Raw genomic sequence first — 24,188 nt, forward strand, 5'->3', positions numbered from 1 at the left:
TGGCACGACAAAATGCCTCGCATCCGCGGGGCTATTTTTTTGCTTCGGCTGTGGTAGATTTTTTTCGCCGAGCTGGGAAGACAGCAGTTCGGGTAAAGGCAGCGTCTCGACTCCAGCGCTGCCTTTTTTTATTTGCAGGCCGGATCAGATCGCAGACAACAAAAAACCGGCGCGAAGGCCGGTTTCTCTGCTGTCCTGTGCTCCCCCTGGAAACGCTTGGGAAGTCAGGATGGTGCTCGGGAGGGAACCGAACTTATGGCCGAAGATGCTGATTCTTTAGAACTGTGTTTCCTTGCGCTCTTTTTGATGCCCCCAATAATGCCCCAAAAGAAATTGCACTCCGACTTTTCTCCTGCGAGGCCTTTTTGAAGGCGTTAGAGCAATCATAGTTGCCATCAGCGCCTGACTGTGCTCCTTTGATCAGCAGTGTCACGCCGTCAATTTATGTTTGCCAGCTCTGCAGGTTCAAACCCATGAGCATTGAGATGCCAGTCAAAGTACTTTCTGTTCTTTTTGTTCCATACCGACACTTGCTTGCCCAGCACGCTATTGACATAGCTAGCTGTAGCCTCGGTCATTTCGCGAGAAGGATGCATGACGACTTCTCCGTTTCTCACAGAAATGTAGCCATGCTCGAACAATGGATCACAACCAAGCCGGCACATGGGGGCTGCAATATTTTCGATGTCGAGCTTCTCGTCTGAGCTACAAGCAGACCGCCTCTTGATATGTGCCGCTACCAGCAAATGCCGAGGGTATTCCTTAAGGCAAATGCAACAGGTACTGGTGAGTTTGTTTTGGAATAAGTGCCGTACGATGTACTTATGTTCTAATCGAGTGGCACGGTTCGCGACTCCGTCAGTAGGTTGGTTTTGGATGTCATAACGGGCATCCTCCAAGGTGACGTCGTTGTCGCCGTAGTCGTGGTCAAGCTCTGCAAAACCTTCAAGGATCGCTGCGCTCTGCTCCTCGTTGTATCGATAGAAGGAGCGGTCATGTTGGCTGCCGATATGCGCTTGTATGGATTTGAAGCGAATTGCGTGGTGGCGTACATCAGTTACGAAGTAGATGTTTTCCCATGTGATGCCAGATGAGGCATCTGCCCAACCCCATAGCTTCAAGGCAAGATCGCGATTATGCGTACGATGAGTAAAGCAGGCACTGACTGTGACGACTGCTTTAGTGTTGAAGATGACGGTGTCACCTGGCTCCATGGTAAGCCAGGCATTTCTTGTTCTAGGTGATGCAAGTCCCCAGATGAAAAGCTTGCCGTCGGGGTATGCGGAATGCAGCTCAGCTCGCAACTCTGGCTCTAGCAAGTCTTCGACTTCACTGAGCTGCACTGGGTTGAGAATGGTGGTCTGTAGATTCTTGCGTGCAGTATCGTCCGAGCAGGGTTGGTAGACTACTCGGGCAGTCATTTGCTTCTCCTCGAGTACTTGACTGCGTTTCCCTTGGCTTGGTCGATGGGGTACTTCTCCGCGTTCCTTTTAAGCTTAGTTTGGGCGGCAGTTGCCAAGTTTATATTGAGGCGATCAGCTAGCCGAATTAGGTAAAGCAATACATCGGCCATCTCTTCTTCGATGCCTTCCAAGGCTTCACTCGACAAAGCTACCCGCTCGCTTTGCTCTGGGGTCAGCCATTGGAAGCGTTCAAGTAACTCGCCCGCTTCGCCAGATAGCGCCATAGCGAGATTCTTGGGGGTGTGGAATTGGTTCCAGTCACGTTCGGAGGCGAACTTGGCTAGCTCCGTCTGCAGATGCTTCAAGACGTCCATGAGGAGAGATTCACGAGTATTGCTGTAGGAATTTGGACGTTAGCTTGTAGGGTCTTTCGTGTCTAGGGCGGTCAATAGAGGATATCTGGGTGAAATAGCTTCGGGCTGACTGCTGTATCGATGAGGGGCGGTTGTGGTGGTCTACTGATCCCGGACACCGATTTAGGCGAGAATCCTCGCCGTGAAAGAGGTGTCTGATGAGCAAGCAACGACGTACGTTTTCCGCCGAGTTCAAACGAGAGGCCGCGGCACTGGTGTTGGACCATGGCTACAGCCATATCGACGCCTGCCGTTCGCTGGGGGTGGTGGATTCGGCCTTGCGCTGTTGGGTGAAACAGCTCCAGCAGGAGCGCGATGGCGTGACCCCGAAGAGCAAGGCGCTCACCCCCGAACAGCAGAAGATCCAGGAGCTGGAGGCTCGGATCAACCGGCTGGAGCGGGAGAAAGCGATTCTAAAAAAGGCTACCGCTCTCTTGATGTCGGACGAACTCGATCGTACGCGCTGATAGAGCAGTTGAGTAAGCAGGAGTCGGTGGAGGTGGTCTGTTCAGCTTTCGATGTGGCGCGGTCTTGCTACTACGTCCACCGTCTTCGACGTCGTCGGGTCGATGCGCGCCGCGTGGCGCTACGCAGCCAGGTCAACCAGTTGTTCAGCCAGAGTCGGGGCTCGGCCGGCAGCCGCAGCATCCTGGGCATGCTGCGCGAAGAGGGCGTGACCATCGGTCGTTTCCGGGTACGTCGGTCGATGCGTGAGCTGGGCTTGGTCAGCAAGCAACCGGGCTCGCACGCCTACAAACAGGCCACGGTTGAGCGGCCGGATATCCCGAATCGGCTGAACCGCGAATTCGCGACCGAGCATCCCAATCAGGTGTGGTGTGGCGACATCACCTACGTCTGGGCGTAAGGCCGTTGGCACTACCTGGCCGCGGTGCTGGATCTGCATACCCGGCGGGTGATCGGCTGGGTGTTCTCGGCCAAGCCGGATGCCGAGCTGGTGATCAAGGCCCTGGACATGGCCTACGAACAGCGCGGCAAGCCACAGCAGGTGCTGTTCCATTCAGACCAAGGCAGCCAGTACGCCAGCCGCCTGTTTCGGCAACGGCTCTGGCGCTATCGGATGCAGCAGAGCATGAGCCGCCGGGGCATTGCTGGGATAACTCGCCGATGGAGCGCCTGTTCCGCAGTCTGAAGTCGGATCGGGTCCCGTCAACGGATTACCTGATGGCGCGGGAGGCCCAACGGGACATCAGTCATTACCTGATGCACCGCTACAACTGGATCAGGCCGCATCAATTCAACGACGGGCTACCGCCTGCGGTGGCCGAAGAAAAACTCAACCCACTGTCCGGGATGGGTTGACCACTACATCGTTGGATAGGTGCCGAGCGCCAACCCTTTCTCAGTCCCTCTCACTAGGTATTTGAGTCGCCACAGTTTCGAACCGTGGGGATTCACCTTCAGGAAGAGGCTGGCGCCGGCACTTACCTTGTAGGGACGGTCTTTGGGCTGCAGGGCTGAGAAGCCCGAGTCGTCGAGGGTTGCGCTCATTCTGGGGGAATCGTCCTTGACCGAACTCAGATCCCCCCATATATGCCCCCAAATCGATGGGCTTACAAGGGTTTGGTTGGGAATCGCAGGCAACAAAAAACCGGCCAGAGGGCCGGTTCTTCGTGGGTTTCGGGATTTCTTGGGAAGTCCTAGAAACAATGTGGTGGTGCCTCGGGAGAGACTCGAACTCTCACTCTGTCGCCAGAAACGGATTTTGAATCCGCCGCGTCTACCGATTCCGCCACCGAGGCAATGGCGGCGCAGTATAGGGAGGCGCCTACCGTTGGTCAATCGGGTTCGTGGCGGGGAAAACACATTTCCGGTAAGCTACGCGGCCTTTCGAGAGTCTCCCCATGCGTGTCGCCGATTTTCATTTCGACTTGCCCGAGGCCCTGATCGCCCGTCATCCCCTGCCTGAACGCCGCGCAAGCCGCCTGTTGGCGCTGGATGGCCCGACGGGAACCCTCGCCCACAGACAATTCGCCGATCTCCTGGACTACCTGCGTCCGGGCGACCTGATGGTGTTCAACAATACCCGGGTGATCCCGGCGCGCCTGTTCGGCCAGAAGGAGTCCGGTGGCAAGCTGGAAGTCCTGGTCGAGCGCGTGCTCGACCAGCACCGGGTGCTTGCCCACATACGCGCCAGCAAGGCGCCCAAGCCCGGTACGCGGATCCTCGTCGAAGGCGGTGGCAGCGCGGAGATGCTGCAACGCCACGACGCTCTGTTCGAACTCGCTTTCGCCGAGCCTGTGCTGCCTTTGCTGGAGCGGGTCGGGCACATGCCGTTGCCTCCCTATATCGACCGACCGGACGATGCGGCCGACCGCGAGCGCTACCAGACCGTCTACGCCCAGCGCGCCGGTGCGGTGGCGGCCCCGACCGCCGGCCTGCACTTCGATGAGGCGCTGCTCGAGGCGATCCGCGCGAAGGGGGTGGATACCGCCTTCGTTACCCTGCATGTCGGCGCCGGTACCTTCCAGCCGGTGCGTGTCGAGCGCATCGAGGACCATGTGATGCACCGCGAATGGCTGGAGGTCGGCCAGGACGTGGTGGACGCGGTTTCCGCCTGCCGGGCCCGCGGCGGCCGGGTAGTCGCCGTCGGCACCACCAGCGTGCGCTCGCTGGAAAGCGCGGCACGCGACGGTGAGCTGAAGCCCTTCAGCGGCGACACCGACATCTTCATCTACCCGGGCCGGCCGTTCCATGTGGTCGATGCCCTGGTCACCAACTTCCACCTGCCCGAATCCACCCTGCTGATGCTGGTCTCGGCCTTCGCCGGCTACCCGGAGACCATGGCCGCCTACGACGCGGCGGTGGCGCAGGGCTATCGCTTCTTCAGTTACGGTGATGCCATGTTCATCACCCGCAATCCCGCGCCCCGCGGACCCGAGGACTGATCCATGAGCTTCATGAACTTCGAGCTGCTGGCGACCGACGGCAAGGCCCGTCGCGGCCGCCTGACCTTCCCCCGCGGCGTGGTCGAGACCCCGGCCTTCATGCCGGTGGGCACCTACGGCACGGTGAAGGGCATGTTGCCGCGCGACATCGAGGACATCGGCGCGCAGATCATCCTCGGCAACACCTTCCATCTCTGGTTGCGCCCGGGCACCGAGGTGATCCAGCGCCACGGCGACCTACACGACTTCATGCAGTGGAAAGGCCCGATCCTCACCGATTCCGGCGGTTTCCAGGTGTTCAGCCTGGGAGCCATGCGCAAGATCAAGGAGGAGGGCGTGACCTTCGCCTCGCCGGTGGACGGCGCCAAGGTCTTCATGGGGCCGGAGGAGTCCATGGCGGTGCAACGCGCCCTGGGCTCGGACATCGTGATGATCTTCGACGAATGCACGCCTTACCCGGCCGACCATGACGTCGCCAAGCGCTCCATGGAGCTGTCGCTGCGCTGGGCCAAGCGTTCGAAGATCGCCCATGGCGATAGCCCGTCGGCGCTGTTCGGCATCGTCCAGGGCGGTATGCACGAGGACCTGCGCCTGCGCTCGCTGGATGGCCTGCAGGAGATCGGCTTCGACGGCCTGGCCATCGGTGGTTTGTCGGTGGGCGAGCCGAAGGAAGAGATGATCCGCGTGCTCGATTTCCTGCCGCCGCAGATGCCGGCCGACAAGCCGCGCTACCTGATGGGCGTGGGCAAGCCGGAAGACCTGGTGGAAGGCGTGCGCCGCGGCGTGGACATGTTCGACTGCGTGATGCCGACGCGCAATGCGCGCAACGGCCACCTGTTCGTCGACAGCGGGGTGATCAAGATCCGCAACTCGGTACACAAGCACGACGACTCCACGCTCGACCCGACCTGCGACTGTTACACCTGCAAACATTTTTCCCGCGCCTATCTGCACCACTTGGACAAGTGCGGGGAAATGCTCGGTAGCATGCTCAATACCATCCACAACTTGCGGCATTATCAGCGGGTTATGGCTGGTTTGCGCGAGGCAATCCAACAGGGTACATTGGCCGCCTTTGTCGATGCCTTCTATGCCAAGCGCGGCCTTCCCACGCCGCCGCTGGATGCCTGACTTTCCTTTATCCAACTCTATTGCTTTGTGACAGGAGTGCTACATGAGCTTTCTAATTCCCGCTGCCTACGCCGACGCAGCCGCTCCGGCAGCCGCTGGCCCGGCCGGCACCGGTTTCGAGTGGGTCTTCCTGGTCGGTTTCCTGGTCATCTTCTACCTGATGATTTGGCGTCCCCAGGCCAAGCGCGCCAAGGAACACAAGAACCTGCTGGGCAACCTGCAGAAAGGTGACGAAGTCGTCACTTCCGGCGGTATCGCCGGCAAGGTGACCAAGGTCGCCGACGATTTCGTCGTGGTCGAGGTCTCCGACAACGTCGAGCTGAAGTTCCAGAAGGCCGCGATTGCCGCGACCCTGCCGAAAGGCACCCTGAAGGCGATCTGATTTTCACCTAAACACATGACGGGGCGCGCAAGGCGCCCCGCGTCATAACGGGCGGTGTCATGCTCAACAAGTATCCTCTGTGGAAATATCTGCTGATCCTGGCGGTCCTCGCCGTCGGGTTCATCTATTCCGCACCCAACCTCTACCCGGACGACCCGGCGGTGCAGATCAGCGGCGCCAGCACGGCGCTGCAGGTCACCCAGGCCGACGTCGACCGCGCTGCCAAGGCGCTATCCGACGCCGGTATCGCGGTGAAGGCCGACAGCCTGTCGAAGAAGGGCGGCCTGATCCGCCTGGTCAAGCAGGACGACCAGCTTCCCGCCAAGGAAGTGGTGCGCCGGACCCTGGGCGACGATTATGTGGTGGCGCTGAACCTGGCCCAGACCACTCCCGAGTGGCTGCGCAAGCTGGGCGGCAGCCCGATGAAGCTTGGCCTGGACCTGTCCGGCGGCGTGCACTTCCTGCTGGAAGTGGACATGGACAAGGCGGTCGATGCCCGCCTGAAGGTCTATGAAAGCGAAGTGAAGAGCCTGCTGCGCAAGGAGCGCGTGCGCTACCGCAGCCTGCCGATCCAGGATCGCGCGATCCAGCTCGGCTTCACCGACAGCGAATCCCTGGACAAGGCGCGCAGCCTGATCGCCAAGGACTTCCGCGATTTCGAGGTCGTGCCCGAAGAGCGCAACGGCCTGCAGGTCCTGCGTGTCGCCCTGACCCAGGCCAAACTGGCGGAAATCCGCGAATACTCCATCAAGCAGAACCTCACCACCGTCCGCAACCGGGTCAACGAGCTGGGCGTATCCGAGCCGCTGGTGCAGCGCCAGGGCGCCAATCGCATCGTGGTCGAGCTGCCGGGCGTGCAGGACACGGCGGAAGCCAAGCGAATCCTCGGCAAGACCGCTAACCTCGAATTCCGCCTGGCCGCCGAGCCGGACGCCCTGAAGTCCGCCACCGAGACCTTCGAGTTCCGCGAGCCGCGCCGTCCGCCGGTGCCGCTGGAGCGCGGGGTGATCATCACCGGCGACCAGGTCACCGACGCCAGCGCCAGTTTCGACGAGAACGGCCGCCCGCAGGTGAACATCCGCCTGGATGGCCACGGCGGCGAGCTGATGAACCGCGCCACCCGCAACAACGTCGGCCGCAGCATGGCGGTGGTGTTCATCGAGCAGAAGCCGGTGACCCGCTACACCAAGCAGATGGTCGATGGCGTCGAGAAGGAGGTCGCGGTTCCGGCGTTCAAGGAAGAGAAGCAGATCATCAGTCTGGCGACCATCCAGTCGCCGCTGGGCAACCAGTTCCGCATCACCGGCCTCGATGGCCCGGGCGAGTCCTCCGAACTGGCCCTGCTGCTGCGTGCCGGCGGCCTGGCTGCACCGATGTACTTCGCCGAAGAACGCACCATCGGCCCGAGCCTGGGGGCGGACAACATCGCCAAGGGTGTCGATGCGTCGCTCTGGGGCATGCTCTTCGTATCGCTGTTCATCATCGTCATCTACCGTTTCTTCGGCGTGATCGCCACCGTTGCGCTGGCCTTCAACATGGTCATGCTGGTAGCGCTGATGTCGATCCTCGGCGCGACCCTGACCCTGCCGGGCATCGCCGGTATCGTGCTGACCATGGGCATGGCGGTGGACGCCAACGTGCTGATCTTCTCGCGGATACGCGAGGAGCTGGCCAATGGCATGTCGGTCCAGAGGGCGATCCACGAAGGCTTCAACCGTGCCTTCACCGCGATCCTCGACGCCAACCTGACCTCGCTGCTGGTCGGCGGCATCCTCTACGCCATGGGCACCGGCCCGGTGAAAGGATTTGCCGTGACCATGTCGCTCGGCATCATCACCTCGATGTTCACGGCCATCATGGTCACCCGCGCAATGGTCAACCTGATCTTCGGCGGGCGTGACTTCAAGAAGCTGTGGATCTAAGGGGACTGAGATGAATATCAAGATCGGTACCATCAACTTCATGGGCATCCGCAACATCGCGTTTGCCGTCACCCTGATCCTGACCGTCATCGCCCTGGGCAGCTGGTTCACCAAGGGCATCAACTTCGGCCTCGACTTCACCGGCGGTACGCTGATCGAGCTGACCTACGAACAACCGGCCGATCTCGGCAAGGTGCGTGGTCAACTGGTCGGCGCCGGCTACGAGGACGCCGTGGTGCAGAGCTTCGGCGACGCCCGCGACGTGCTGGTGCGGATGCCCAGCGAGGACCCGGAACTGGGCAAGAAGGTCGCTACCGCCTTGCAGCAGGCCGATACCGGCAACCCGGCGAACCTGAAGCGGGTCGAGTACGTCGGCCCGCAGGTGGGTGAAGAACTGCGCGACCAGGGCGGCCTCGGTATGCTCCTGGCGCTGGGCGGCATCCTGCTGTACGTCGGCTTCCGCTTCCAGTGGAAGTTCGCCCTCGGGGCGATCCTCTCGCTGGTGCACGATGCGATCATCGTGATGGGCGTGCTGTCGTTCTTCCAGGTGACCTTCGACCTGACCGTCCTCGCCGCTGTGCTGGCGGTGGTCGGTTACTCGCTGAACGACACCATCGTGATCTTCGACCGGGTGCGCGAGAACTTCCGCGTGCTGCGCAAGGCCAGTCTGATCGAGAACCTGAACATCTCCACCAGCCAGACCCTGTTGCGCACCATCGCCACCTCGGTCTCCACGCTGCTGGCCATCGCCGCGCTGCTGTTCTTCGGCGGCGACAACCTGTTCGGTTTCTCCATCGCCCTGTTCGTCGGTGTAATGGCGGGTACCTACTCGTCGATCTACATCGCCAACGTGGTCTTGATCTGGCTGAACCTGACCAGCGAGGACCTGATCCCGCCGCAGGCCAAGGACACCGTCGACGATCGCCCCTGAGGCGCTCTGGTTCGGCACTCCGGCGCCTGCCGGTCACTCGAGGACTCCCGCTTTTGGCGGGAGTTTTCGTATCTGCGCCAACGAAACGTTTGTCGGGAGCCTGGAACTTGGTGGTTTTTGCCCAGTCCTAGGCAAGGCAAAGGGCGAACATAGCCCGCATTGGATGAAAGCCAGGAGGTACATGTGAACAAGTCGATGCTCGTCGGGGCCGTTCTGGGTGCCGTAGGCGTGACCGCAGGTGGCGCGGTAGCCACCTATAGCCTGGTGGATCGCGGTCCCGACTACGCCGAGGTCGTCGCTGTCCAGCCGGTCAAGGAAACCATCAAGACGCCGCGCCAGGTCTGCAAGGACGTGGCCGTGACCCGCCAGCGTCCGGTCAAGGACCAGCACCAGATCGCCGGTACCGCCATCGGTGCGGTGGTCGGCGGCTTGCTGGGCAACCAGATCGGCGGCGGTACCGGCAAGAAGATCGCCACCGTGGCCGGCGCCGTCGGCGGCGGCTACGCCGGCAACAAGGTGCAGGAAGGCATGCAGGAGCGTGACACCTACACCACAACCGAAACCCGCTGCAGCACCGTGCACGACAGCAGCGAGAAGGTCGTCGGCTATGACGTGAAGTACATGCTCGACGGCAAGGCCGGGCAGATCCGCATGGAGCGCGATCCGGGCAGCCAGATCCCGGTCGACAAGAATGGCCGGCTGATCCTCAGCCAGGGCGAAACGCTGCGCTGAGCCTGACTGTCGCAATGATGCACAAGGGCGCCCGCGGGCGCCCTTGTGCATTTTCATGGAGATGAAAAACCCGGCGCCAGGCCGGGTTCTTCGTCAGCGGCGGATCAGCGCTTCAGCGACGGCGGCAGGTGCGGCTGGATGGTGGTCAGCAGTGCCTTGAAGCATTTGGTGTTGCCGGCGACGATGTGACCCTTCTCGAGGAATTCGTGGCTGCCGGTGAAGTCGCTCACCAGGCCGCCGGCTTCCTGTACCAGCAGGGCGCCTGCCGCCATGTCCCATTCGGAGAGGCCGAATTCCCAGAAGGCGTCGTAGCGTCCGGCGGCGACGTAGGCCAGGTCCAGACTGGCGGCGCCGGCGCGGCGGATGCCGGCGGTCTGGCCGACCAGGCTGCGGAACATGTTCAGGTAGTTGTCGAGATTGTCGATCTGGTTGTCGCGGAACGGGAACCCGGTGCCGAGCAGGGCGCCTTCCAGGCTCTTGCGGCCGCTGACGCGCAGGCGGCGACCGTTGAGGGCGGCGCCGCGACCGCGGCTGGCGGTGAATTCTTCCTGGCGCACCGGGTCGAGGACCACGGCGTGCTCCAGGCGGCCCTTGTACTTGCAGGCGATGCTCACGGCAAAGTGCGGTACGCCATGGATGAAGTTGGTGGTGCCGTCCAGCGGATCGATCACCCAGAGGTAATCGGCACCCTCGCCGCTGCCTTCGATGAAGCCGCCTTCCTCGCCCATGATCGCGTGAGTCGGATAGGCCTTGCGCAGCGCGGCGACGATGGTCTGCTCGGCGGCGCGATCGACTTCGGTCACGTAGTCCTTGGCATCCTTCTCGTTGACCGAGATGACATCCAGGCGTTCGATGGAGCGGAAAATCAGTTCACCGGCGCTGCGAGCGGCGCGCAGGGCGATATTCAGCATAGGCTGCATGGAGAGGTCACCTGGGTCGTTAAAGAAAGCCGGCCATTCTAGCAGAAACCGATGGCGTTTGAAGGGCGACCTGTCGGCCGCATGGTATAAAGCTGACCTCTGCTGTAGGATTTCACACCCTTCAGTAACTTGGCGTTGGAGAGCATCGGCGTTGCTCGACCGTATTCGTGTGGTGTTGGTCAACACCAGTCATCCCGGCAACATCGGCGGGGCGGCCCGTGCCATGAAGAACATGGGCCTGTCGCAACTGGTGCTGGTGCAGCCGGAAAGCTTTCCCCACGGCGACGCGGTGGCGCGGGCTTCCGGCGCCACCGACATCCTCGACGCCGCAAGGGTGGTGGACACCCTGGAAGAGGCCCTGAGCGGCTGCAGCGTGGTGCTCGGCACCAGCGCCCGCGACCGGCGGATTCCCTGGCCGCTGCTGGATCCGCGCGAGTGCGCGACGACCTGCCTGGAGCACCTGGAGGCGAATGGCGAGGTGGCCCTGGTATTCGGGCGCGAATATGCGGGTTTGACCAACGAAGAATTGCAGCGCTGCCAGTTCCATGTGCATATCCCCTCAGATCCCGAGTTCGGCTCGCTGAACCTGGCGGCCGCGGTCCAGGTGCTCACCTACGAGGTGCGCATGGCGTGGCTGGCGGCCCAGGGCAAGCCGACCAAGATGGAAAAGTTCGAGTCCACCTCGATGCTCAACACCGAGCTGGTGACGGCCGACGAGCTGGAACTCTATTACGCGCATCTGGAGAGGACGCTGATCGATATCGGCTTCCTCGATCCGGAGAAGCCGCGCCACCTGATGTCGCGGTTGCGGCGCCTGTATGGGCGCAGCGCGATCAGCAAGCTGGAAATGAATATCCTGCGCGGGATCCTGACCGAAACCCAGAAGGTGGCCCGAGGCCTGTCCTACAAGCGGAGTGACGACTGATGTTCGAACGTGTGCGTGAAGATATCCAAAGCGTATTCCACCGTGATCCGGCGGCTCGCAACGCACTCGAGGTCCTCACCTGTTATCCGGGCCTGCACGCCGTCTGGCTGCATCGGCTGGCCCACGGCTTGTGGACGTCCGGCTGGAAGTGGCTGGCGCGCCTGGTGTCCAATTTCGGCCGCTGGATGACCGGCATCGAGATCCACCCGGGGGCCAGGATCGGCCGGCGCTTCTTCATCGACCACGGCATGGGCATCGTCATCGGCGAAACCGCCGAGATCGGCGACGACGTCACCCTCTACCAGGGCGTCACCCTGGGCGGTACCACCTGGAACAAGGGCAAGCGCCACCCCACCCTCGGCAACAACGTGGTGGTCGGTGCCGGTGCCAAGGTGCTCGGCCCGTTCACCGTCGGCGAGGGCGCCAAGGTCGGCTCCAATGCCGTGGTGACCAAGGAAGTCCCGCCGGGTGCCACCGTGGTCGGCATTCCCGGGCGGATCATCATGCGCGAGGATACCGAGCAGCAGGCCAAGCGCCAGGCGATGGCGGAGAAACTCGGCTTCGATGCCTACGGAGTCAGCCAGGACATGCCGGACCCGGTGGCGCGTGCCATTGGTCAGTTGCTCGATCACCTGCAGGCCGTCGACGGCCGGCTCGAGGGCATGTGCCAGGCGCTCACCGCCCTGGGGAGCGACTACTGCGCGAAGGATCTGCCGGTATTGCGCGAGGAGGATTTCGCCGGGGTCAAGGATGAGGATGGCAATCCGGCCGCGTAATGCGCGGCCGGCGGCTTTCTGCTAGCATGTAGCGCCCTGAATTTGCCTAATCCTGAGTAATTTGATCGGTCTTATAGTTGACCTAATTACTCGGATAAGAGCATAATCCGCGTCAACCCCGAATGATCCCGATGGGAAAAGCCCATGCGTCTGACCACCAAAGGCCGCTACGCCGTAACCGCCATGCTCGACCTGGCGCTGCATGCTCAGCAAGGTCCGGTCTCGCTGGCCGATATCTCCGAACGCCAAGGCATTTCCCTGTCCTATCTCGAACAGCTGTTCGCCAAGTTGCGCCGTGGCAACCTGGTGACCAGCGTGCGCGGCCCGGGCGGCGGCTACCAGCTGTCCCGCCATATGTCGGGCATCCATGTGGCGCAGGTGATCGACGCGGTCAACGAATCCGTCGACGCGACCCGCTGCCAGGGGCAGGGCGATTGCCACTCCGGCGATACCTGTCTGACCCACCACCTGTGGTGCGACCTCAGTTTGCAGATCCATGAGTTCCTCAGCGGCATCAGCCTGGCCGATCTGGTCAGCCGCCAGGAGGTCCAGGAGGTCGCGCTGCGCCAGGACGAACGCCGTTGCTCAGGCAAGACGCCTCGTCTCGACAAGATTGAAGCGTCCGCCATCGACTGAGCAGGGCGCCAGCCTGTAGGAGTTACCTGATGAAATTGCCGATCTACCTCGATTACTCCGCGACCACTCCCGTCGATCCCCGCGTCGCCCAGAAAATGAGCGAATGCCTGCTGATGGACGGCAACTTCGGCAACCCGGCTTCGCGTTCCCACGTGTTCGGCTGGAAAGCCGAGGAGGCCGTGGAGAACGCCCGTCGCCAGGTGGCCGAACTGGTCAACGCCGATCCCCGCGAGATCGTCTGGACCTCCGGCGCCACCGAGTCCGACAACCTGGCGATCAAGGGCGTCGCGCACTTCTACTCGGGCAAGGGCAAGCACATCATCACCTCGAAGATCGAGCACAAGGCGGTCCTCGACACCTGCCGCCAACTGGAGCGCGAAGGTTTCGAAGTGACCTACCTGGAGCCGGGCGAAGATGGCCTGATCACTCCGGCACTGGTCGAGGCGGCGCTGCGTGACGACACCATCCTGGTCTCGGTCATGCACGTGAACAACGAGATCGGCACCGTCAACGACATCGCCGCCATCGGCGAGCTGACCCGCTCCCGCGGCGTGCTGTTCCACGTCGACGCCGCACAGTCGACCGGCAAGGTCGAGATCGACCTGGACAAGCTCAAGGTCGACCTGATGTCCTTCTCCGCGCACAAGACCTACGGCCCGAAAGGCATTGGCGCGCTTTATGTCCGGCGCAAGCCGCGCGTCCGCATCGAGGGCCAGATGCACGGCGGCGGCCACGAGCGCGGCATGCGCTCCGGCACCCTGGCCACCCACCAGATCGTCGGCATGGGCGAGGCGTTCCGCATCGCCAAGGAAGAAATGGCCCAGGAGAACGCCCGCGTGCTGGCGCTCCGCGACCGCTTCTTCGCGCAGATCGATGGCCTGGAAGAGCTCTACATCAACGGCAGCATGACCTCCCGCGTCCCGCACAACCTCAACGTCAGCTTCAACTACGTCGAGGGCGAGTCGCTGATCATGGCGCTCAAGGACCTCGCGGTCTCCTCCGGTTCGGCCTGTACCTCGGCGTCCCTGGAACCGTCCTACGTATTGCGCGCCCTGGGCCGCAACGACGAACTGGCGCATAGCTCCATCCGCTTCACCTTCGGTCGCTTCACCACCGAGGAAGAGATCGACTATGCCGCGAAGAAGGTGGTCGAGGCCGTTTCCAAGCTGCGCGAACTGTCGCCGCTGTGGGATATGTACAAAGAGGGCGTCGACCTGTCCCAGGTCGAATGGCAGGCGCACTGAGCGCCTCGTGCCCCGGAAAAACGTGAGGATTAGCCATGGCATATAGCGAAAAGGTCATCGACCACTACGAAAACCCGCGCAACGTCGGCAAGCTCGACGCTGCCGATCCCAACGTCGGCACCGGCATGGTCGGCGCGCCGGCCTGCGGCGACGTGATGCGCCTGCAGATCAAGGTCAACGAGCAGGGCGTGATCGAAGACGCCAAGTTCAAGACCTACGGTTGCGGTTCCGCGATCGCCTCCAGCTCCCTCGCCACCGAGTGGATGAAGGGCAAGACCCTGGACGAGGCGGAAACCATCAAGAACACCACCATCGCCGAAGAGCTGGCCCTGCCGCCGGTGAAGATCCACTGCTCCGTTCTCGCCGAAGACGCCATCAAGGCCGCCGTTCGCGACTACAAGCAGAAGAAGGGTTTGCTCTAAGCCGCTCGTGACGAGTAAGGAGTTGCAATGGCCATCAGCATGACCGAAGCCGCCGCCAAACACGTGCAGCGCTCCCTCGAGGGGCGCGGCAAGGGCGAGGGTATCCGTCTTGGCGTGCGCACCACTGGCTGTTCCGGGCTTGCCTATGTCCTCGAATTCGTCGATGAACTGGCGGCCGAGGACCTGGTCTTCGAGAGCCATGGCGTGAAGGTCATCATCGACCCGAAAAGCCTGGTCTATCTCGATGGCACCGAGCTGGACTTCACTCGCGAAGGGCTCAACGAAGGCTTCAAGTTCAACAATCCCAACGTTCGTGGCGAATGCGGCTGCGGCGAAAGCTTCAACGTCTGAGGCCGGCGTGGGTAAACCCTGTCATTTCGCCCAGTTCGACCTGCAACCGGCTTTCCTGGTCGATCTCGACGAGCTCGGCCAGCGCTATCGCGAGTTGGTGCGCAGCGTCCATCCTGACCGTTTCGCCGACGCTCCCGAGCGCGAGCAGCGTCTCGCCCTGGAGCGCGCGGCGCAACTGAACGAGGCCTACCAGACCCTGAAGAGCGCTCCGCGCCGGGCCCTGTACCTGTTGACCCTGAGTGGTCACGAGTTGCCCTTGGAGGCTACGGTGCAGGATCCGGAGTTTCTCCTGCAGCAGATGCAGCTGCGCGAGGAACTGGAGGAGTTGCAGGACAGCGCCGACCTGGCCGGCGTGGCGACCTTCAAGCGTCGGCTCAAGGCCGCCCAGGCCGAGCTGGAGCGCGAGTTCGCCGCGTGCTGGGACGATGCGCAGCGCCGCGAAGAGGCCGAACGCCTGGTCCGTCGCATGCAGTTCCTCGACAAGCTCGCGCAGGAAGTGCGCCAGCTGGAAGAGCGACTCGACGATTAATCCCTGCGGCCCCCGGGTCGCACCCCATAGTTAAGACAGAGCATGGCCCTACTGCAGATCGCCGAGCCCGGTCAGAGTCCCAAGCCCCATGAGCGTCGCCTGGCGGTTGGGATCGACCTGGGTACCACCAATTCGCTGGTCGCCGCGGTGCGTAGCGGCGTCGCCGAGCCCTTGCCGGATGCGCAGGGGCGCCTGATCCTGCCTTCCGCGGTGCGTTATCACGCCGAGCGGGCGGAAGTGGGTGAGAGCGCCCGCGCGGCCGCCGCGAAGGATCCCTTCAATACCATCATTTCGGTCAAGCGTCTGATGGGGCGCGGCCTGGAGGACGTCAAGCAACTGGGCGAGCAATTGCCCTACCGCTTCCGCCAGGGCGAGTCGCACATGCCCTTCATCGAGACCGTACAGGGGCTGAAGAGTCCTGTGGAAGTCTCGGCGGACATCCTGCGTGAGCTGCGCCAGCGCGCCGAAACCACCCTCGGTGGCGAGCTGGTGGGTGCGGTGATCACTGTGCCGGCTTATTTCGACGACGCCCAGCGCCAGGCTACCAAGGATGCCGCGCGCCTGGCAGGGCTGAACGTCCTGCGCCTGCTCAACGAGCCGACCGCCGCCGCCGTGGCCTACGGCCTGGACAAGGGCGCGGAAGGCTTGGTGGCCATCTATGACCTGGGTGGTGGAACCTTCGACATTTCCATCCTGCGCCTGACCCGCGGTGTCTTCGAAGTCCTGGCCACCGGCGGCGATACGGCCCTGGGCGGCGACGACTTCGACCATGCCATCGCTGGCTGGGTGATCGAGCAGGCTGGCCTTTCTGCCGATCTGGACCCGGGCAGCCAGCGGCAGTTGCTGCAAATCGCCTGTGCGGCCAAGGAGCGTCTTACCGATGAGGCGTCGGTCCGGGTCGCCTATGGCGACTGGAGCGGCGAGCTGAGCCGGGCGACGCTCGACGAGTTGATCGAGCCGTTCGTCGCTCGCAGCCTGAAGTCCTGCCGCCGAGCGGTGCGCGACTCCGGTGTCGATCTGGAAGAAATCCGCTCTGTGGTGATGGTCGGTGGCTCGACCCGCGTGCCCCGTGTGCGCACGGCGGTTGGCGAGTTGTTCGGCTGCGAGCCGCTGACCGATATCGATCCGGACCAGGTGGTCGCCATCGGCGCGGCCATCCAGGCCGATGCCCTGGCCGGCAACAAGCGCGGCGAGGAATTGCTGCTGCTGGACGTCATTCCGCTGTCGCTCGGCCTGGAAACCATGGGCGGGCTGATGGAGAAGGTGATTCCGCGCAATACCACCATCCCGGTGGCGCGCGCCCAGGAGTTCACCACCTACAAGGACGGCCAGACGGCCATGATGATCCACGTGCTGCAGGGCGAGCGCGAGCTGGTGAAGGATTGTCGTTCGCTGGCGCGCTTCGAGCTGCGCGGCATTCCGCCGATGGTGGCGGGCGCGGCGAAAATCCGGGTGACCTTCCAGGTCGACGCCGACGGCTTGCTCGGCGTGTCCGCACGCGAACTGAGTTCCGGCGTCGAGGCCAGCATCCAGGTCAAGCCGTCCTATGGGCTGACCGACGGCGAGATCGCGCGGATGCTCAAGGACTCCTTCGACTACGCCGGCGACGACAAGGCTGCCCGCGCCCTGCGCGAACAGCAGGTCGAGGCGCAGCGGCTGCTGGAGGCCGTGCAGTCGGCGCTGGACGTCGACGGCGAGCGGCTCCTGGACGAAGAGGAGCGCCTGGCCATCGCGGCGCAGATGGACACCTTGCGTGAACTGGCCGGTGGTAGCGACACCGCGGCCATCGAGAACCAGATCAAGCGCCTGTCCCAGGTGACCGACGCTTTCGCCGCACGGCGGATGGACGCGACCGTCAAGGCCGCGCTCTCCGGCCGCCGGCTCAACGAAATCGAGGAATAAGCGAAGATGCCGCAGATCGTGATTCTGCCCCATGCCGACCACTGCCCCGAGGGGGCGGTATTCGAGGCGAAGCCCGGCGAAACCATACTGGATGCCGCGTTGCGCAATGGCATCGAGATCGAGCATGCCTGTGAGAAATCCTGCGCCTGCACGACCTGCCACGTAATCGTCCGCGAAGGCCTCGACTCCATGGAGCCGTCCGACGAACTCGAAGACGACATGCTGGACAAGGCCTGGGGTCTGGAGCCCGATTCGCGGCTATCCTGCCAGGCAGTGGTGGCCGACGAAGACCTGGTGGTCGAGATTCCCAAGTACACCATCAACCAGGTGTCGGAAGGCCACTGAGCCCGGCGGTAGAGAGGAGCGTGCAATGAGCCTGAAATGGACCGATGTGCTGGAAATCGCCATCCAGCTCGACGAAAGCAAGCCGGAGGTCGATCCGCGATACGTCAACTTCGTCGATCTGCGGCGCTGGGTGGTGGAACTTCCAGAGTTCTCCGACGATCCTCAGCGTAGCGGGGAGAAAGTCCTGGAGGCCATCCAGGCCGCCTGGATCGAGGAACGGGACTAGCCATAGGCCCGCCCTACGCATTTGCCGGGAACCCGCGTATAATTCGCGGGTTTTATTTTAGGTAAGGCCTGAAATCGCCCGCGGGCGCATTCCAGGCTAGGCGCGCCGGGCCCGATGCCAGGCGCAGCCACGCTGATTCCGGCCCTTTCGGGCCGTTTTCGTCAGCGTCCTGAACGAATCACGGCGTCCCGCCCCGCTGGCGGGGCCGCCCATGCTAGACAACCTTGTTTCGGAGTTTTACCAATGGCACTGCAACGCACCCTGTCCATCATCAAGCCGGACGCCGTTTCCAAGAACGTGATCGGCGAAATCCTGACCCGCTTCGAGAAAGCCGGCCTGCGCGTCGTCGCCGCTAAAATGGTTCAGCTGTCCGAGCGTGAAGCCGGCGGCTTCTATGCCGAGCACAAAGAGCGTCCGTTCTTCAAGGACCTGGTTTCCTTCATGACTTCCGGTCCGGTTGTAGTCCAGGTCCTGGAAGGCGAGGACGCCATCGCCAAGAACCGCGAGCTGATGGGCGCCACCGATCCGAAGAAAGCCGACGCCGGTACCATCCGCGCCGACTTCGCCGTCTCCATCGACGAGAACGCCGTCCACGGTTCCGATTCCGAAGCTTCCGCCGCTCGCGAGATCGCCTACTTCTTCGCGGCTACCGAAGTCTGCGAGCGCATTCGCTGATCGAGCGTGGGTGAGGGTGAAGCCATGACAACGACCACCGCCGGCAAGGTGAACCTGCTGGGCCTGACCCAGCCGCAGCTGGAACAGTTCTTCGAGTCCATCGGCGAGAAGCGTTTCCGGGCCGGCCAGGTCATGAAGTGGATTCACCACTTTGGCGTCGACGATTTCGACGCCATGACCAACGTCGGCAAGGCCTTGCGCGAAAAGCTCAAGGCCTCAGCCGAGATACGCGGTCCCGAGATCGTCAGCCAGGACATCTCCGCCGACGGCACCCGCAAGTGGGTGGTCCGGGTGGCGTCCGGCAGTTGCGTCGAGACCGTGTACATCCCCCAGGGCGGACGCGGCACCCTGTGCGTGTCCTCCCAGGCGGGCTGCGCCCTGGATTGCAGTTTCTGCTCCACCGGCAAGCAGGGTTTCAACAGCGACCTCACCGCCGCCGAGGTGATCGGCCAGGTGTGGATCGCCAACAAGTCGTTCGGTACCGTTCCGGCCAAGATCGACCGCGCCATCACCAATGTCGTGATGATGGGCATGGGCGAGCCGCTGCTGAACTTCGACAACGTGGTCGCCGCCATGAACATCATGATGGACGACCTCGGCTACGGTATTTCCAAGCGCAAGGTGACCCTGTCCACCTCCGGCGTGGTGCCGATGATCGACAAGCTCGGCGAGGTGATCGACGTGTCCCTGGCCCTGTCGCTGCACGCACCGAACGACGAGTTGCGCAACAAGCTGGTGCCGATCAACAAGAAGTATCCGCTGGGCATGCTGCTGGATGCCTGCCGCCGGTATATTTCCCGGCTCGGCGAGAAGCGCGTGCTGACCGTCGAGTACACCCTGCTCAAGGATGTCAACGATCAGCCCGAGCATGCTGAGCAGATGATCGCATTGCTGAAAGACACGCCTTGCAAGATCAACCTGATTCCGTTTAATCCATTCCCGCACTCCGGCTACGAGCGCCCGAGCAACAATGCCATCCGGCGTTTCCAGGACATGTTGCACAAGGGCGGCTTCAACGTGACCGTGCGTACCACCCGCGGCGACGACATCGACGCAGCCTGTGGCCAGCTGGTCGGCCAGGTCATGGATCGTACCCGCCGGAGCGAACGTTATATTGCCGTGCGCCAACTGGCCGAGTCCGAGTCGGCGGCGAATCGAAATTGAGTGAGAGGAGGGTTCCGATGACTGTACGCGCCGCGCTGGTGTTCCTGTTGGCAGTTGGGCTGACAGGCTGCGTGACGAGCGGAGATCAGAATCCCCTGAAAACCGACAAGGGCCGTGACGAGGCGCGCGATGCCTATATCCAGCTCGGCCTCGGCTATCTCCAGCGGGGGAACACCGAGCAGGCCAAGGTGCCGCTGCGCAAGGCCCTCGAGATCGACCCTTCCAGCGCCGACGCGCATGCCGCGCTGGCGGTGGTGTTCCAGACCGAGATGGAGCCCAAGCTGGCCGACGAGGAGTACCGCAAGGCGCTCGCCAGCGATAGCCGCAATGCCCGGGTACTGAACAACTACGGCGGTTTCCTCTACGAGCAGAAGCGCTACGAGGAGGCCTACCAGCGTCTCCTGGAGGCCAGCCAGGACACCCTCTATCCCGAGCGCTCGCGGGTCTTCGAGAACCTCGGCCTGGTTTCGCTGCAAATGAAGAAACCGGCCCAGGCCAAGGAGTACTTCGAGAAATCCCTGCGTCTGAACCGTAACCAGCCCAGCGTCGCGCTGGAGATGGCCGACCTGCTCTACAAGGAGCGCGAGTACGTGCCGGCTCGCCAGTACTATGATCTCTTTGCCCAGGGCGGCGGGCAGAACGCCCGCAGCCTGTTGCTGGGCATTCGTCTCGCGAAGGTCTTCGAGGACCGCGACACGGCCGCCAGCTATGGCCTGCAGTTGAAACGCCTGTACCCAGGCTCTCCCGAATATCAGGAATTCCAGGCGGAAAAATGATGAAAGCGCCGCAGCCCGAAGTCGTAGCCACCGCTTCCCGTCAGAACCCCGGGGAAACCCTGCGCCAGGCGCGCGAGCAGAAGGGCTTGTCGTTGTCGCAGGTGGCCGGGCAACTGAACCTGACCGAGAATTCGCTGCGTCAGCTGGAAAACGGCGCTTTCGACAAGCTGCCGGGGCACACCTTCTCGCGCGGCTACATCCGCGCCTACGCCAAGCTCATGGGCCTCGACCAGGCCGAGCTGGTCAACAGCTTCGACCATTTCACCGGCACCAATGCCAGCGGCAGCACCGTACAGAGCCTGGGACGGGTCGCCGAGCCGGTGCGCCTGTCGCGCAACGTGCTGCGTATCGTCAGTCTGTTACTGCTCGCCCTGCTGATCGGCTTCGGCTACTTCTGGTGGCAGGAGCATTCCGCGCGCACGCCGGAAACCGCCGGTCTGAGCCTCGAGCATGTCGAAGTGGAAAGCGCCGACGGCACCACCGAGATCCATACCCTGGACGAGCCTGAAGACCAGGCGGTGATCGAAGCGCAGAAGGAAGGCGAGCAAGCGCCCGCCGAGGTTTCTCCGGAAGTCGCCGCCCAGGCCGAGGGTTCGCCGCCGGTGGCGAGCGAGGGCGCGCAGGTTCCCGCCGCTCCGGCCCAGGGCACCCCCGCCGCGCCCCAGCAGCCCGTTACCGCCGCGCCTGCCGGCACGGCTCCCGCTCCCGGTACTGCTCCAGCCGTTCCGGCGACGGCCAGTCCGGCCGCCCCGCCAGCGCCGAGCGAACCTGCCGCCGCGCCCGTGGTGGCCGGCGAGGGCCAGGGGGTGGTCAAGGTACAGTTCGTCGCCGATTGCTGGACCCAGGTCACCGACGCCAACGGCAAGGTCCTGGTCAGCGCGCTGAAGCGCAAGGGCGACAGCCTGGAACTGGCCGGCAAGGCCCCGCTGGAGCTGCGCCTCGGTTTCGCTCGCGGCGCCCAGGTCAGCTACAACGGCCAGCCGGTGGACGTGACCCCCTTCGTCCGCGGCGAAACGGCCCGTCTGAAGGTAGGACAATGAGCATTCATAGCGCTTCTCCGATCATTCGCCGCAAGTCTCGGAAAATCTGGGTCGGCAACGTTCCGGTGGGCGGCGATGCGCCGATCGCCGTGCAGAGCATGACCAACACCGAGACCTGCGACGTCGCTGCCACCGTCGCGCAGATCCGCCGCCTGGAAGATGCCGGCGCGGACATCGTGCGGGTTTCCGTCCCCGACATGGACGCCGCCGAGGCGTTCGGCAAGATCAAGCAGCAGGTCAACGTGCCGCTGGTCGCCGACATCCACTTCGACTATCGCATCGCCCTGCGCGTCGCCGAGCTGGGAGTGGACTGCCTGCGCATCAATCCGGGCAACATCGGTCGCGAGGACCGGGTCAAGGCCGTGGTCGACGCCGCGCGCGAGCGCAACATCCCGATCCGTATCGGCGTCAATGCCGGTTCGCTGGAAAAGGACCTGCAGAAGAAATACGGCGAACCGACCCCGGAAGCCCTGCTCGAATCGGCCATGCGCCACGTCGATCATCTCGACAAGCTGGACTTCCAGAACTTCAAGGTCAGCGTCAAGGCCTCCGACGTCTTCATGGCCGTCGCCGCCTATCGCCTGCTGGCCAGGCAGATCGAGCAGCCCCTGCACCTGGGCATCACCGAGGCCGGCGGCCTGCGCTCCGGCACGGTGAAGTCGGCGGTGGGGCTGGGCATGCTCCTGGCCGAGGGAATCGGCGACACCATCCGGATTTCCCTGGCTGCCGATCCGGTCGAGGAGATCAAGGTCGGTTTCGACATCCTCAAGTCCCTGCACCTGCGCTCCCGTGGCATCAACTTCATCGCCTGCCCGAGCTGTTCGCGGCAGAACTTCGACGTGGTGAAGACCATGAACGAGCTGGAAGGGCGCCTGGAGGACCTGCTGGTACCGATGGACGTGGCCGTGATCGGTTGCGTCGTCAACGGTCCGGGCGAAGCCAAGGAGGCCCATGTCGGCCTCACCGGCGGCACTCCGAACCTGGTGTATATCGACGGCAAGCCGTCGCAGAAACTGACCAACGACAACCTGGTGGACGAGCTGGAACGGCTGATCCGCCAGAAGGCGGCCGAGAAGGCCGAAGCCGATGCGAGCCTGATCGCCCGCGGCTGACCCGTTTAAGGACCCTACGTGAGCAAGTCCCTGCAAGCCATTCGTGGCATGAACGACATCCTGCCGGAGCAGACTCCGGCCTGGCGCTATCTGGAACGCACCTTCGCCGGCCTGCTGGACGGCTACGGCTACAGCGAGATCCGCCTGCCCATCCTCGAGTTCACCGAACTCTTCGCCCGCGGCATCGGCGAAGGCACCGACGTGGTCGACAAGGAGATGTACACCTTCCTCGACCGCAACGGCGAATCCCTGACCATGCGTCCGGAAGGTACCGCCGGTTGCGTGCGCGCCGTGCTGGAGCACGGCCTGAGCGGCGGTGGCCAGGTGCAGAAGCTCTGGTACACCGGGCCGATGTTCCGTTACGAGAAACCGCAGAAAGGTCGCTACCGGCAGTTCCACCAGATCGGCGTGGAAGTCTTCAACCTGCCCGGTCCGGACATCGACGCCGAGTTGATCATCCTCACCTGGCGCCTGTGGCAGAAGCTCGGCATGGCCGACGCGGTGACCCTGCAGCTCAACACCCTCGGCTCCAGCGAGGCCCGCGCACGCTATCGCGAGGCCCTGGTGGCCTATCTGCAGGAGCGCTTCGAGCAACTCGACGAAGACAGCCAGCGGCGCATGACCACCAATCCGCTGCGAATCCTCGACAGCAAGGTGGAGAGCACCCAGGCGTTGCTGGTCGGCGCGCCGACCCTGCACGACTATCTCGACGAAGAATCGATCGCCCACTTCGAGGGTCTCAAGGCCCGCCTGGATGCTGTCGGACTGCGCTACGAAATCAACCAGAAGCTGGTGCGCGGCCTGGACTATTACTGCCGCACGGCTTTCGAGTGGGTCACCGACAAGCTTGGCGCCCAGGGCACCGTTTGCGGCGGTGGCCGCTACGACGGGCTGGTCAGCCAGTTCGGCGGCAAGCCGACCCCGGGCGTCGGTTTCGCCATGGGCGTGGAACGCCTGGTGCTGCTGCTGGAAACCTTGGGGGTGATCCCCGCCGAACTGAACCGTCCGGCCGACCTCTACGTCTGCGCCTTCGGCGAACCGGCCGAGCTGGCCGCCCTGACCCTGGCCGAACAGTTGCGCAGCGCCATTCCCGGCATACGCCTGCTGGTCAACGCCGGCGCCGGCAGCTTCAAGAGCCAGTTCAAGAAGGCCGACAAGAGCGGCGCGCGCTTTGCCCTGATCCTCGGGGAGGACGAGGTGGCCAATCGCGTGGTAGGTTTCAAGCCCCTGCGTGACGAGGGCGAGCAACAAAGCATTGCCTGGGATGCTCTGCCCGAGCACCTGGCAGCCTGTCTGGCACAGGCTTGAGAACATAAAGAATAGGA

At 63.3% G+C, this 24,188-nt stretch carries 26 protein-coding genes, 1 tRNA gene and 1 pseudogene; 23 read left to right on the forward strand and 5 right to left on the reverse strand.

Annotation, left to right across the window (positions count from 1 at the left end; genetic code table 11):
* Nucleotides 1-437: 437 nt before the first annotated feature.
* The gene (locus tag M6E97_RS02295) at nt 438-1,421 is read right to left on the reverse strand and encodes a hypothetical protein (RefSeq protein ID WP_023091068.1); all 984 of its coding nucleotides are present in this window, start codon (nt 1,419-1,421) and stop codon (nt 438-440) included.
* Entirely contained in the window at nt 1,418-1,777 is a 360-nt protein-coding gene (locus tag M6E97_RS02300; protein WP_016562225.1) for a nucleotide pyrophosphohydrolase, read from the reverse strand. Before M6E97_RS02300 ends, M6E97_RS02295 begins: the two co-directional genes overlap by 4 nt.
* 197 nt (nt 1,778-1,974) lie before the next feature.
* Between M6E97_RS02300 and M6E97_RS02305 the strand changes: the two are divergent.
* A pseudogene (locus M6E97_RS02305) lies at nt 1,975-3,136 on the forward strand (IS3 family transposase).
* 3 nt (nt 3,137-3,139) lie between these two features.
* Here the strand turns inward: M6E97_RS02305 and M6E97_RS31100 are convergent.
* Nucleotides 3,140-3,325: an Arm DNA-binding domain-containing protein gene (locus M6E97_RS31100; RefSeq protein ID WP_016562224.1), complete on the reverse strand. Its 186-nt coding sequence runs from the start codon at nt 3,323-3,325 to the stop codon at nt 3,140-3,142.
* Nucleotides 3,326-3,489: 164 nt separating this feature from the next.
* Nucleotides 3,490-3,576 (reverse strand) — tRNA-Leu (locus tag M6E97_RS02310).
* 102 nt (nt 3,577-3,678) lie between these two features.
* On the opposite strand from M6E97_RS02310, the gene queA reads away from it, so the two are divergent.
* The 6 genes from queA to M6E97_RS02340 all read left to right on the forward strand — a co-directional run bounded on the left by queA (nt 3,679) and on the right by M6E97_RS02340 (nt 9,820).
* Complete coding sequence (gene queA, locus M6E97_RS02315) at nt 3,679-4,722, forward strand: tRNA preQ1(34) S-adenosylmethionine ribosyltransferase-isomerase QueA (RefSeq protein WP_003110922.1); 1,044 nt, start codon at nt 3,679-3,681, stop codon at nt 4,720-4,722.
* A 12-nt stretch (nt 4,723-4,734) separates the two neighbouring features.
* Entirely contained in the window at nt 4,735-5,853 is a 1,119-nt protein-coding gene (gene tgt, locus M6E97_RS02320) for a tRNA guanosine(34) transglycosylase Tgt (RefSeq protein WP_003100607.1), read from the forward strand.
* A 43-nt stretch (nt 5,854-5,896) separates the two neighbouring features.
* Complete coding sequence (gene yajC, locus M6E97_RS02325; protein WP_003092856.1) at nt 5,897-6,235, forward strand: preprotein translocase subunit YajC; 339 nt, start codon at nt 5,897-5,899, stop codon at nt 6,233-6,235.
* Nucleotides 6,236-6,294: 59 nt separating this feature from the next.
* Entirely contained in the window at nt 6,295-8,157 is a 1,863-nt protein-coding gene (gene secD / locus M6E97_RS02330) for a protein translocase subunit SecD (protein WP_023105985.1), read from the forward strand.
* 10 nt (nt 8,158-8,167) lie between these two features.
* Complete coding sequence (gene secF, locus M6E97_RS02335) at nt 8,168-9,088, forward strand: protein translocase subunit SecF (protein ID WP_003092852.1); 921 nt, start codon at nt 8,168-8,170, stop codon at nt 9,086-9,088.
* 183 nt (nt 9,089-9,271) lie between these two features.
* Nucleotides 9,272-9,820, forward strand: coding sequence for a glycine zipper 2TM domain-containing protein (locus M6E97_RS02340; protein ID WP_003092848.1), 549 nt, complete (start codon nt 9,272-9,274; stop codon nt 9,818-9,820).
* A gap of 104 nt (nt 9,821-9,924) precedes the next feature.
* Here the strand turns inward: M6E97_RS02340 and suhB are convergent, their stop codons facing one another.
* Nucleotides 9,925-10,740, reverse strand: coding sequence for an inositol-phosphate phosphatase (gene suhB / locus M6E97_RS02345; protein ID WP_003092845.1), 816 nt, complete (start codon nt 10,738-10,740; stop codon nt 9,925-9,927).
* A gap of 151 nt (nt 10,741-10,891) precedes the next feature.
* Between suhB and trmJ the strand changes: the two genes are divergently transcribed.
* From trmJ to hisS, 16 genes are all read left to right on the forward strand, one after another.
* On the forward strand, nt 10,892-11,665 hold the full coding sequence (gene trmJ / locus M6E97_RS02350; RefSeq protein WP_003092842.1) for a tRNA (cytosine(32)/uridine(32)-2'-O)-methyltransferase TrmJ: 774 nt from the start codon (nt 10,892-10,894) through the stop codon (nt 11,663-11,665).
* Nucleotides 11,665-12,441: a serine O-acetyltransferase gene (gene cysE, locus M6E97_RS02355; RefSeq protein WP_003092839.1), complete on the forward strand. Its 777-nt coding sequence runs from the start codon at nt 11,665-11,667 to the stop codon at nt 12,439-12,441. Before trmJ ends, cysE begins: the two co-directional genes overlap by 1 nt.
* A gap of 144 nt (nt 12,442-12,585) precedes the next feature.
* Nucleotides 12,586-13,077 (forward strand): Fe-S cluster assembly transcriptional regulator IscR, encoded by a 492-nt coding sequence (gene iscR / locus M6E97_RS02360; protein ID WP_003092836.1) that lies wholly within the window; start codon nt 12,586-12,588, stop codon nt 13,075-13,077.
* A gap of 29 nt (nt 13,078-13,106) precedes the next feature.
* Nucleotides 13,107-14,321: an IscS subfamily cysteine desulfurase gene (locus tag M6E97_RS02365; protein ID WP_003092832.1), complete on the forward strand. Its 1,215-nt coding sequence runs from the start codon at nt 13,107-13,109 to the stop codon at nt 14,319-14,321.
* 35 nt (nt 14,322-14,356) lie between these two features.
* The gene (gene iscU / locus M6E97_RS02370) at nt 14,357-14,743 is read left to right on the forward strand and encodes a Fe-S cluster assembly scaffold IscU (protein WP_003092829.1); all 387 of its coding nucleotides are present in this window, start codon (nt 14,357-14,359) and stop codon (nt 14,741-14,743) included.
* A gap of 27 nt (nt 14,744-14,770) precedes the next feature.
* The gene (iscA, locus tag M6E97_RS02375) at nt 14,771-15,094 is read left to right on the forward strand and encodes an iron-sulfur cluster assembly protein IscA (RefSeq protein ID WP_003100617.1); all 324 of its coding nucleotides are present in this window, start codon (nt 14,771-14,773) and stop codon (nt 15,092-15,094) included.
* A 7-nt stretch (nt 15,095-15,101) separates the two neighbouring features.
* Nucleotides 15,102-15,623, forward strand: coding sequence for a co-chaperone HscB (gene hscB, locus M6E97_RS02380; protein WP_003092824.1), 522 nt, complete (start codon nt 15,102-15,104; stop codon nt 15,621-15,623).
* A 42-nt stretch (nt 15,624-15,665) separates the two neighbouring features.
* Nucleotides 15,666-17,525, forward strand: coding sequence for a Fe-S protein assembly chaperone HscA (hscA, locus tag M6E97_RS02385; protein WP_003092822.1), 1,860 nt, complete (start codon nt 15,666-15,668; stop codon nt 17,523-17,525).
* 6 nt (nt 17,526-17,531) lie between these two features.
* The gene (fdx, locus tag M6E97_RS02390; protein WP_003092818.1) at nt 17,532-17,870 is read left to right on the forward strand and encodes an ISC system 2Fe-2S type ferredoxin; all 339 of its coding nucleotides are present in this window, start codon (nt 17,532-17,534) and stop codon (nt 17,868-17,870) included.
* A gap of 25 nt (nt 17,871-17,895) precedes the next feature.
* Nucleotides 17,896-18,096 (forward strand): Fe-S cluster assembly protein IscX, encoded by a 201-nt coding sequence (gene iscX, locus M6E97_RS02395; protein WP_003092814.1) that lies wholly within the window; start codon nt 17,896-17,898, stop codon nt 18,094-18,096.
* Between the two features lie 243 nt (nt 18,097-18,339).
* The gene (ndk, locus tag M6E97_RS02400; protein WP_003092811.1) at nt 18,340-18,771 is read left to right on the forward strand and encodes a nucleoside-diphosphate kinase; all 432 of its coding nucleotides are present in this window, start codon (nt 18,340-18,342) and stop codon (nt 18,769-18,771) included.
* A 24-nt stretch (nt 18,772-18,795) separates the two neighbouring features.
* A complete protein-coding gene (gene rlmN / locus M6E97_RS02405) occupies nt 18,796-19,935 on the forward strand; it encodes a 23S rRNA (adenine(2503)-C(2))-methyltransferase RlmN (RefSeq protein WP_003092809.1) in 1,140 nt (379 codons plus the stop codon).
* Nucleotides 19,936-19,952: 17 nt separating this feature from the next.
* The gene (pilF, locus tag M6E97_RS02410; protein ID WP_003092804.1) at nt 19,953-20,711 is read left to right on the forward strand and encodes a type 4a pilus biogenesis protein PilF; all 759 of its coding nucleotides are present in this window, start codon (nt 19,953-19,955) and stop codon (nt 20,709-20,711) included.
* The gene (locus M6E97_RS02415) at nt 20,708-21,751 is read left to right on the forward strand and encodes a RodZ domain-containing protein (RefSeq protein ID WP_015502427.1); all 1,044 of its coding nucleotides are present in this window, start codon (nt 20,708-20,710) and stop codon (nt 21,749-21,751) included. Before pilF ends, M6E97_RS02415 begins: the two co-directional genes overlap by 4 nt.
* A complete protein-coding gene (gene ispG, locus M6E97_RS02420) occupies nt 21,748-22,863 on the forward strand; it encodes a flavodoxin-dependent (E)-4-hydroxy-3-methylbut-2-enyl-diphosphate synthase (RefSeq protein WP_003092800.1) in 1,116 nt (371 codons plus the stop codon). Before M6E97_RS02415 ends, ispG begins: the two co-directional genes overlap by 4 nt.
* A gap of 18 nt (nt 22,864-22,881) precedes the next feature.
* A complete protein-coding gene (gene hisS, locus M6E97_RS02425) occupies nt 22,882-24,171 on the forward strand; it encodes a histidine--tRNA ligase (protein WP_003092797.1) in 1,290 nt (429 codons plus the stop codon).
* Nucleotides 24,172-24,188 lie beyond the last annotated feature (17 nt).

Source organism: Pseudomonas sp. B111, assembly GCF_026428275.1.
In the GTDB taxonomy this organism is placed as follows: Bacteria; Pseudomonadota; Gammaproteobacteria; order Pseudomonadales; family Pseudomonadaceae; genus Pseudomonas; species Pseudomonas aeruginosa.

What these genes read in the sequence shown, in the direction of transcription:
- M6E97_RS02300 (WP_016562225.1), bottom strand. Translation starts at nt 1,777, where the DNA reads ATGGACGTCTTGAAGCATCTGCAGACGGAGCTAGCCAAGTTCGCCTCC.
- M6E97_RS02295 (WP_023091068.1), bottom strand. Translation starts at nt 1,421, where the DNA reads ATGACTGCCCGAGTAGTCTACCAACCCTGCTCGGACGATACTGCACGC.
- fdx (WP_003092818.1), top strand. Translation starts at nt 17,532, where the DNA reads ATGCCGCAGATCGTGATTCTGCCCCATGCCGACCACTGCCCCGAGGGG.
- iscA (WP_003100617.1), top strand. Translation starts at nt 14,771, where the DNA reads ATGGCCATCAGCATGACCGAAGCCGCCGCCAAACACGTGCAGCGCTCC.
- ndk (WP_003092811.1), top strand. Translation starts at nt 18,340, where the DNA reads ATGGCACTGCAACGCACCCTGTCCATCATCAAGCCGGACGCCGTTTCC.
- M6E97_RS31100 (WP_016562224.1), bottom strand. Translation starts at nt 3,325, where the DNA reads ATGAGCGCAACCCTCGACGACTCGGGCTTCTCAGCCCTGCAGCCCAAA.
- queA (WP_003110922.1), top strand. Translation starts at nt 3,679, where the DNA reads ATGCGTGTCGCCGATTTTCATTTCGACTTGCCCGAGGCCCTGATCGCC.
- secF (WP_003092852.1), top strand. Translation starts at nt 8,168, where the DNA reads ATGAATATCAAGATCGGTACCATCAACTTCATGGGCATCCGCAACATC.
- secD (WP_023105985.1), top strand. Translation starts at nt 6,295, where the DNA reads ATGCTCAACAAGTATCCTCTGTGGAAATATCTGCTGATCCTGGCGGTC.
- iscX (WP_003092814.1), top strand. Translation starts at nt 17,896, where the DNA reads ATGAGCCTGAAATGGACCGATGTGCTGGAAATCGCCATCCAGCTCGAC.
- iscR (WP_003092836.1), top strand. Translation starts at nt 12,586, where the DNA reads ATGCGTCTGACCACCAAAGGCCGCTACGCCGTAACCGCCATGCTCGAC.
- cysE (WP_003092839.1), top strand. Translation starts at nt 11,665, where the DNA reads ATGTTCGAACGTGTGCGTGAAGATATCCAAAGCGTATTCCACCGTGAT.
- ispG (WP_003092800.1), top strand. Translation starts at nt 21,748, where the DNA reads ATGAGCATTCATAGCGCTTCTCCGATCATTCGCCGCAAGTCTCGGAAA.
- rlmN (WP_003092809.1), top strand. Translation starts at nt 18,796, where the DNA reads ATGACAACGACCACCGCCGGCAAGGTGAACCTGCTGGGCCTGACCCAG.
- tgt (WP_003100607.1), top strand. Translation starts at nt 4,735, where the DNA reads ATGAACTTCGAGCTGCTGGCGACCGACGGCAAGGCCCGTCGCGGCCGC.
- M6E97_RS02365 (WP_003092832.1), top strand. Translation starts at nt 13,107, where the DNA reads ATGAAATTGCCGATCTACCTCGATTACTCCGCGACCACTCCCGTCGAT.
- suhB (WP_003092845.1), bottom strand. Translation starts at nt 10,740, where the DNA reads ATGCAGCCTATGCTGAATATCGCCCTGCGCGCCGCTCGCAGCGCCGGT.
- M6E97_RS02415 (WP_015502427.1), top strand. Translation starts at nt 20,708, where the DNA reads ATGATGAAAGCGCCGCAGCCCGAAGTCGTAGCCACCGCTTCCCGTCAG.
- iscU (WP_003092829.1), top strand. Translation starts at nt 14,357, where the DNA reads ATGGCATATAGCGAAAAGGTCATCGACCACTACGAAAACCCGCGCAAC.
- hscA (WP_003092822.1), top strand. Translation starts at nt 15,666, where the DNA reads ATGGCCCTACTGCAGATCGCCGAGCCCGGTCAGAGTCCCAAGCCCCAT.
- yajC (WP_003092856.1), top strand. Translation starts at nt 5,897, where the DNA reads ATGAGCTTTCTAATTCCCGCTGCCTACGCCGACGCAGCCGCTCCGGCA.
- pilF (WP_003092804.1), top strand. Translation starts at nt 19,953, where the DNA reads ATGACTGTACGCGCCGCGCTGGTGTTCCTGTTGGCAGTTGGGCTGACA.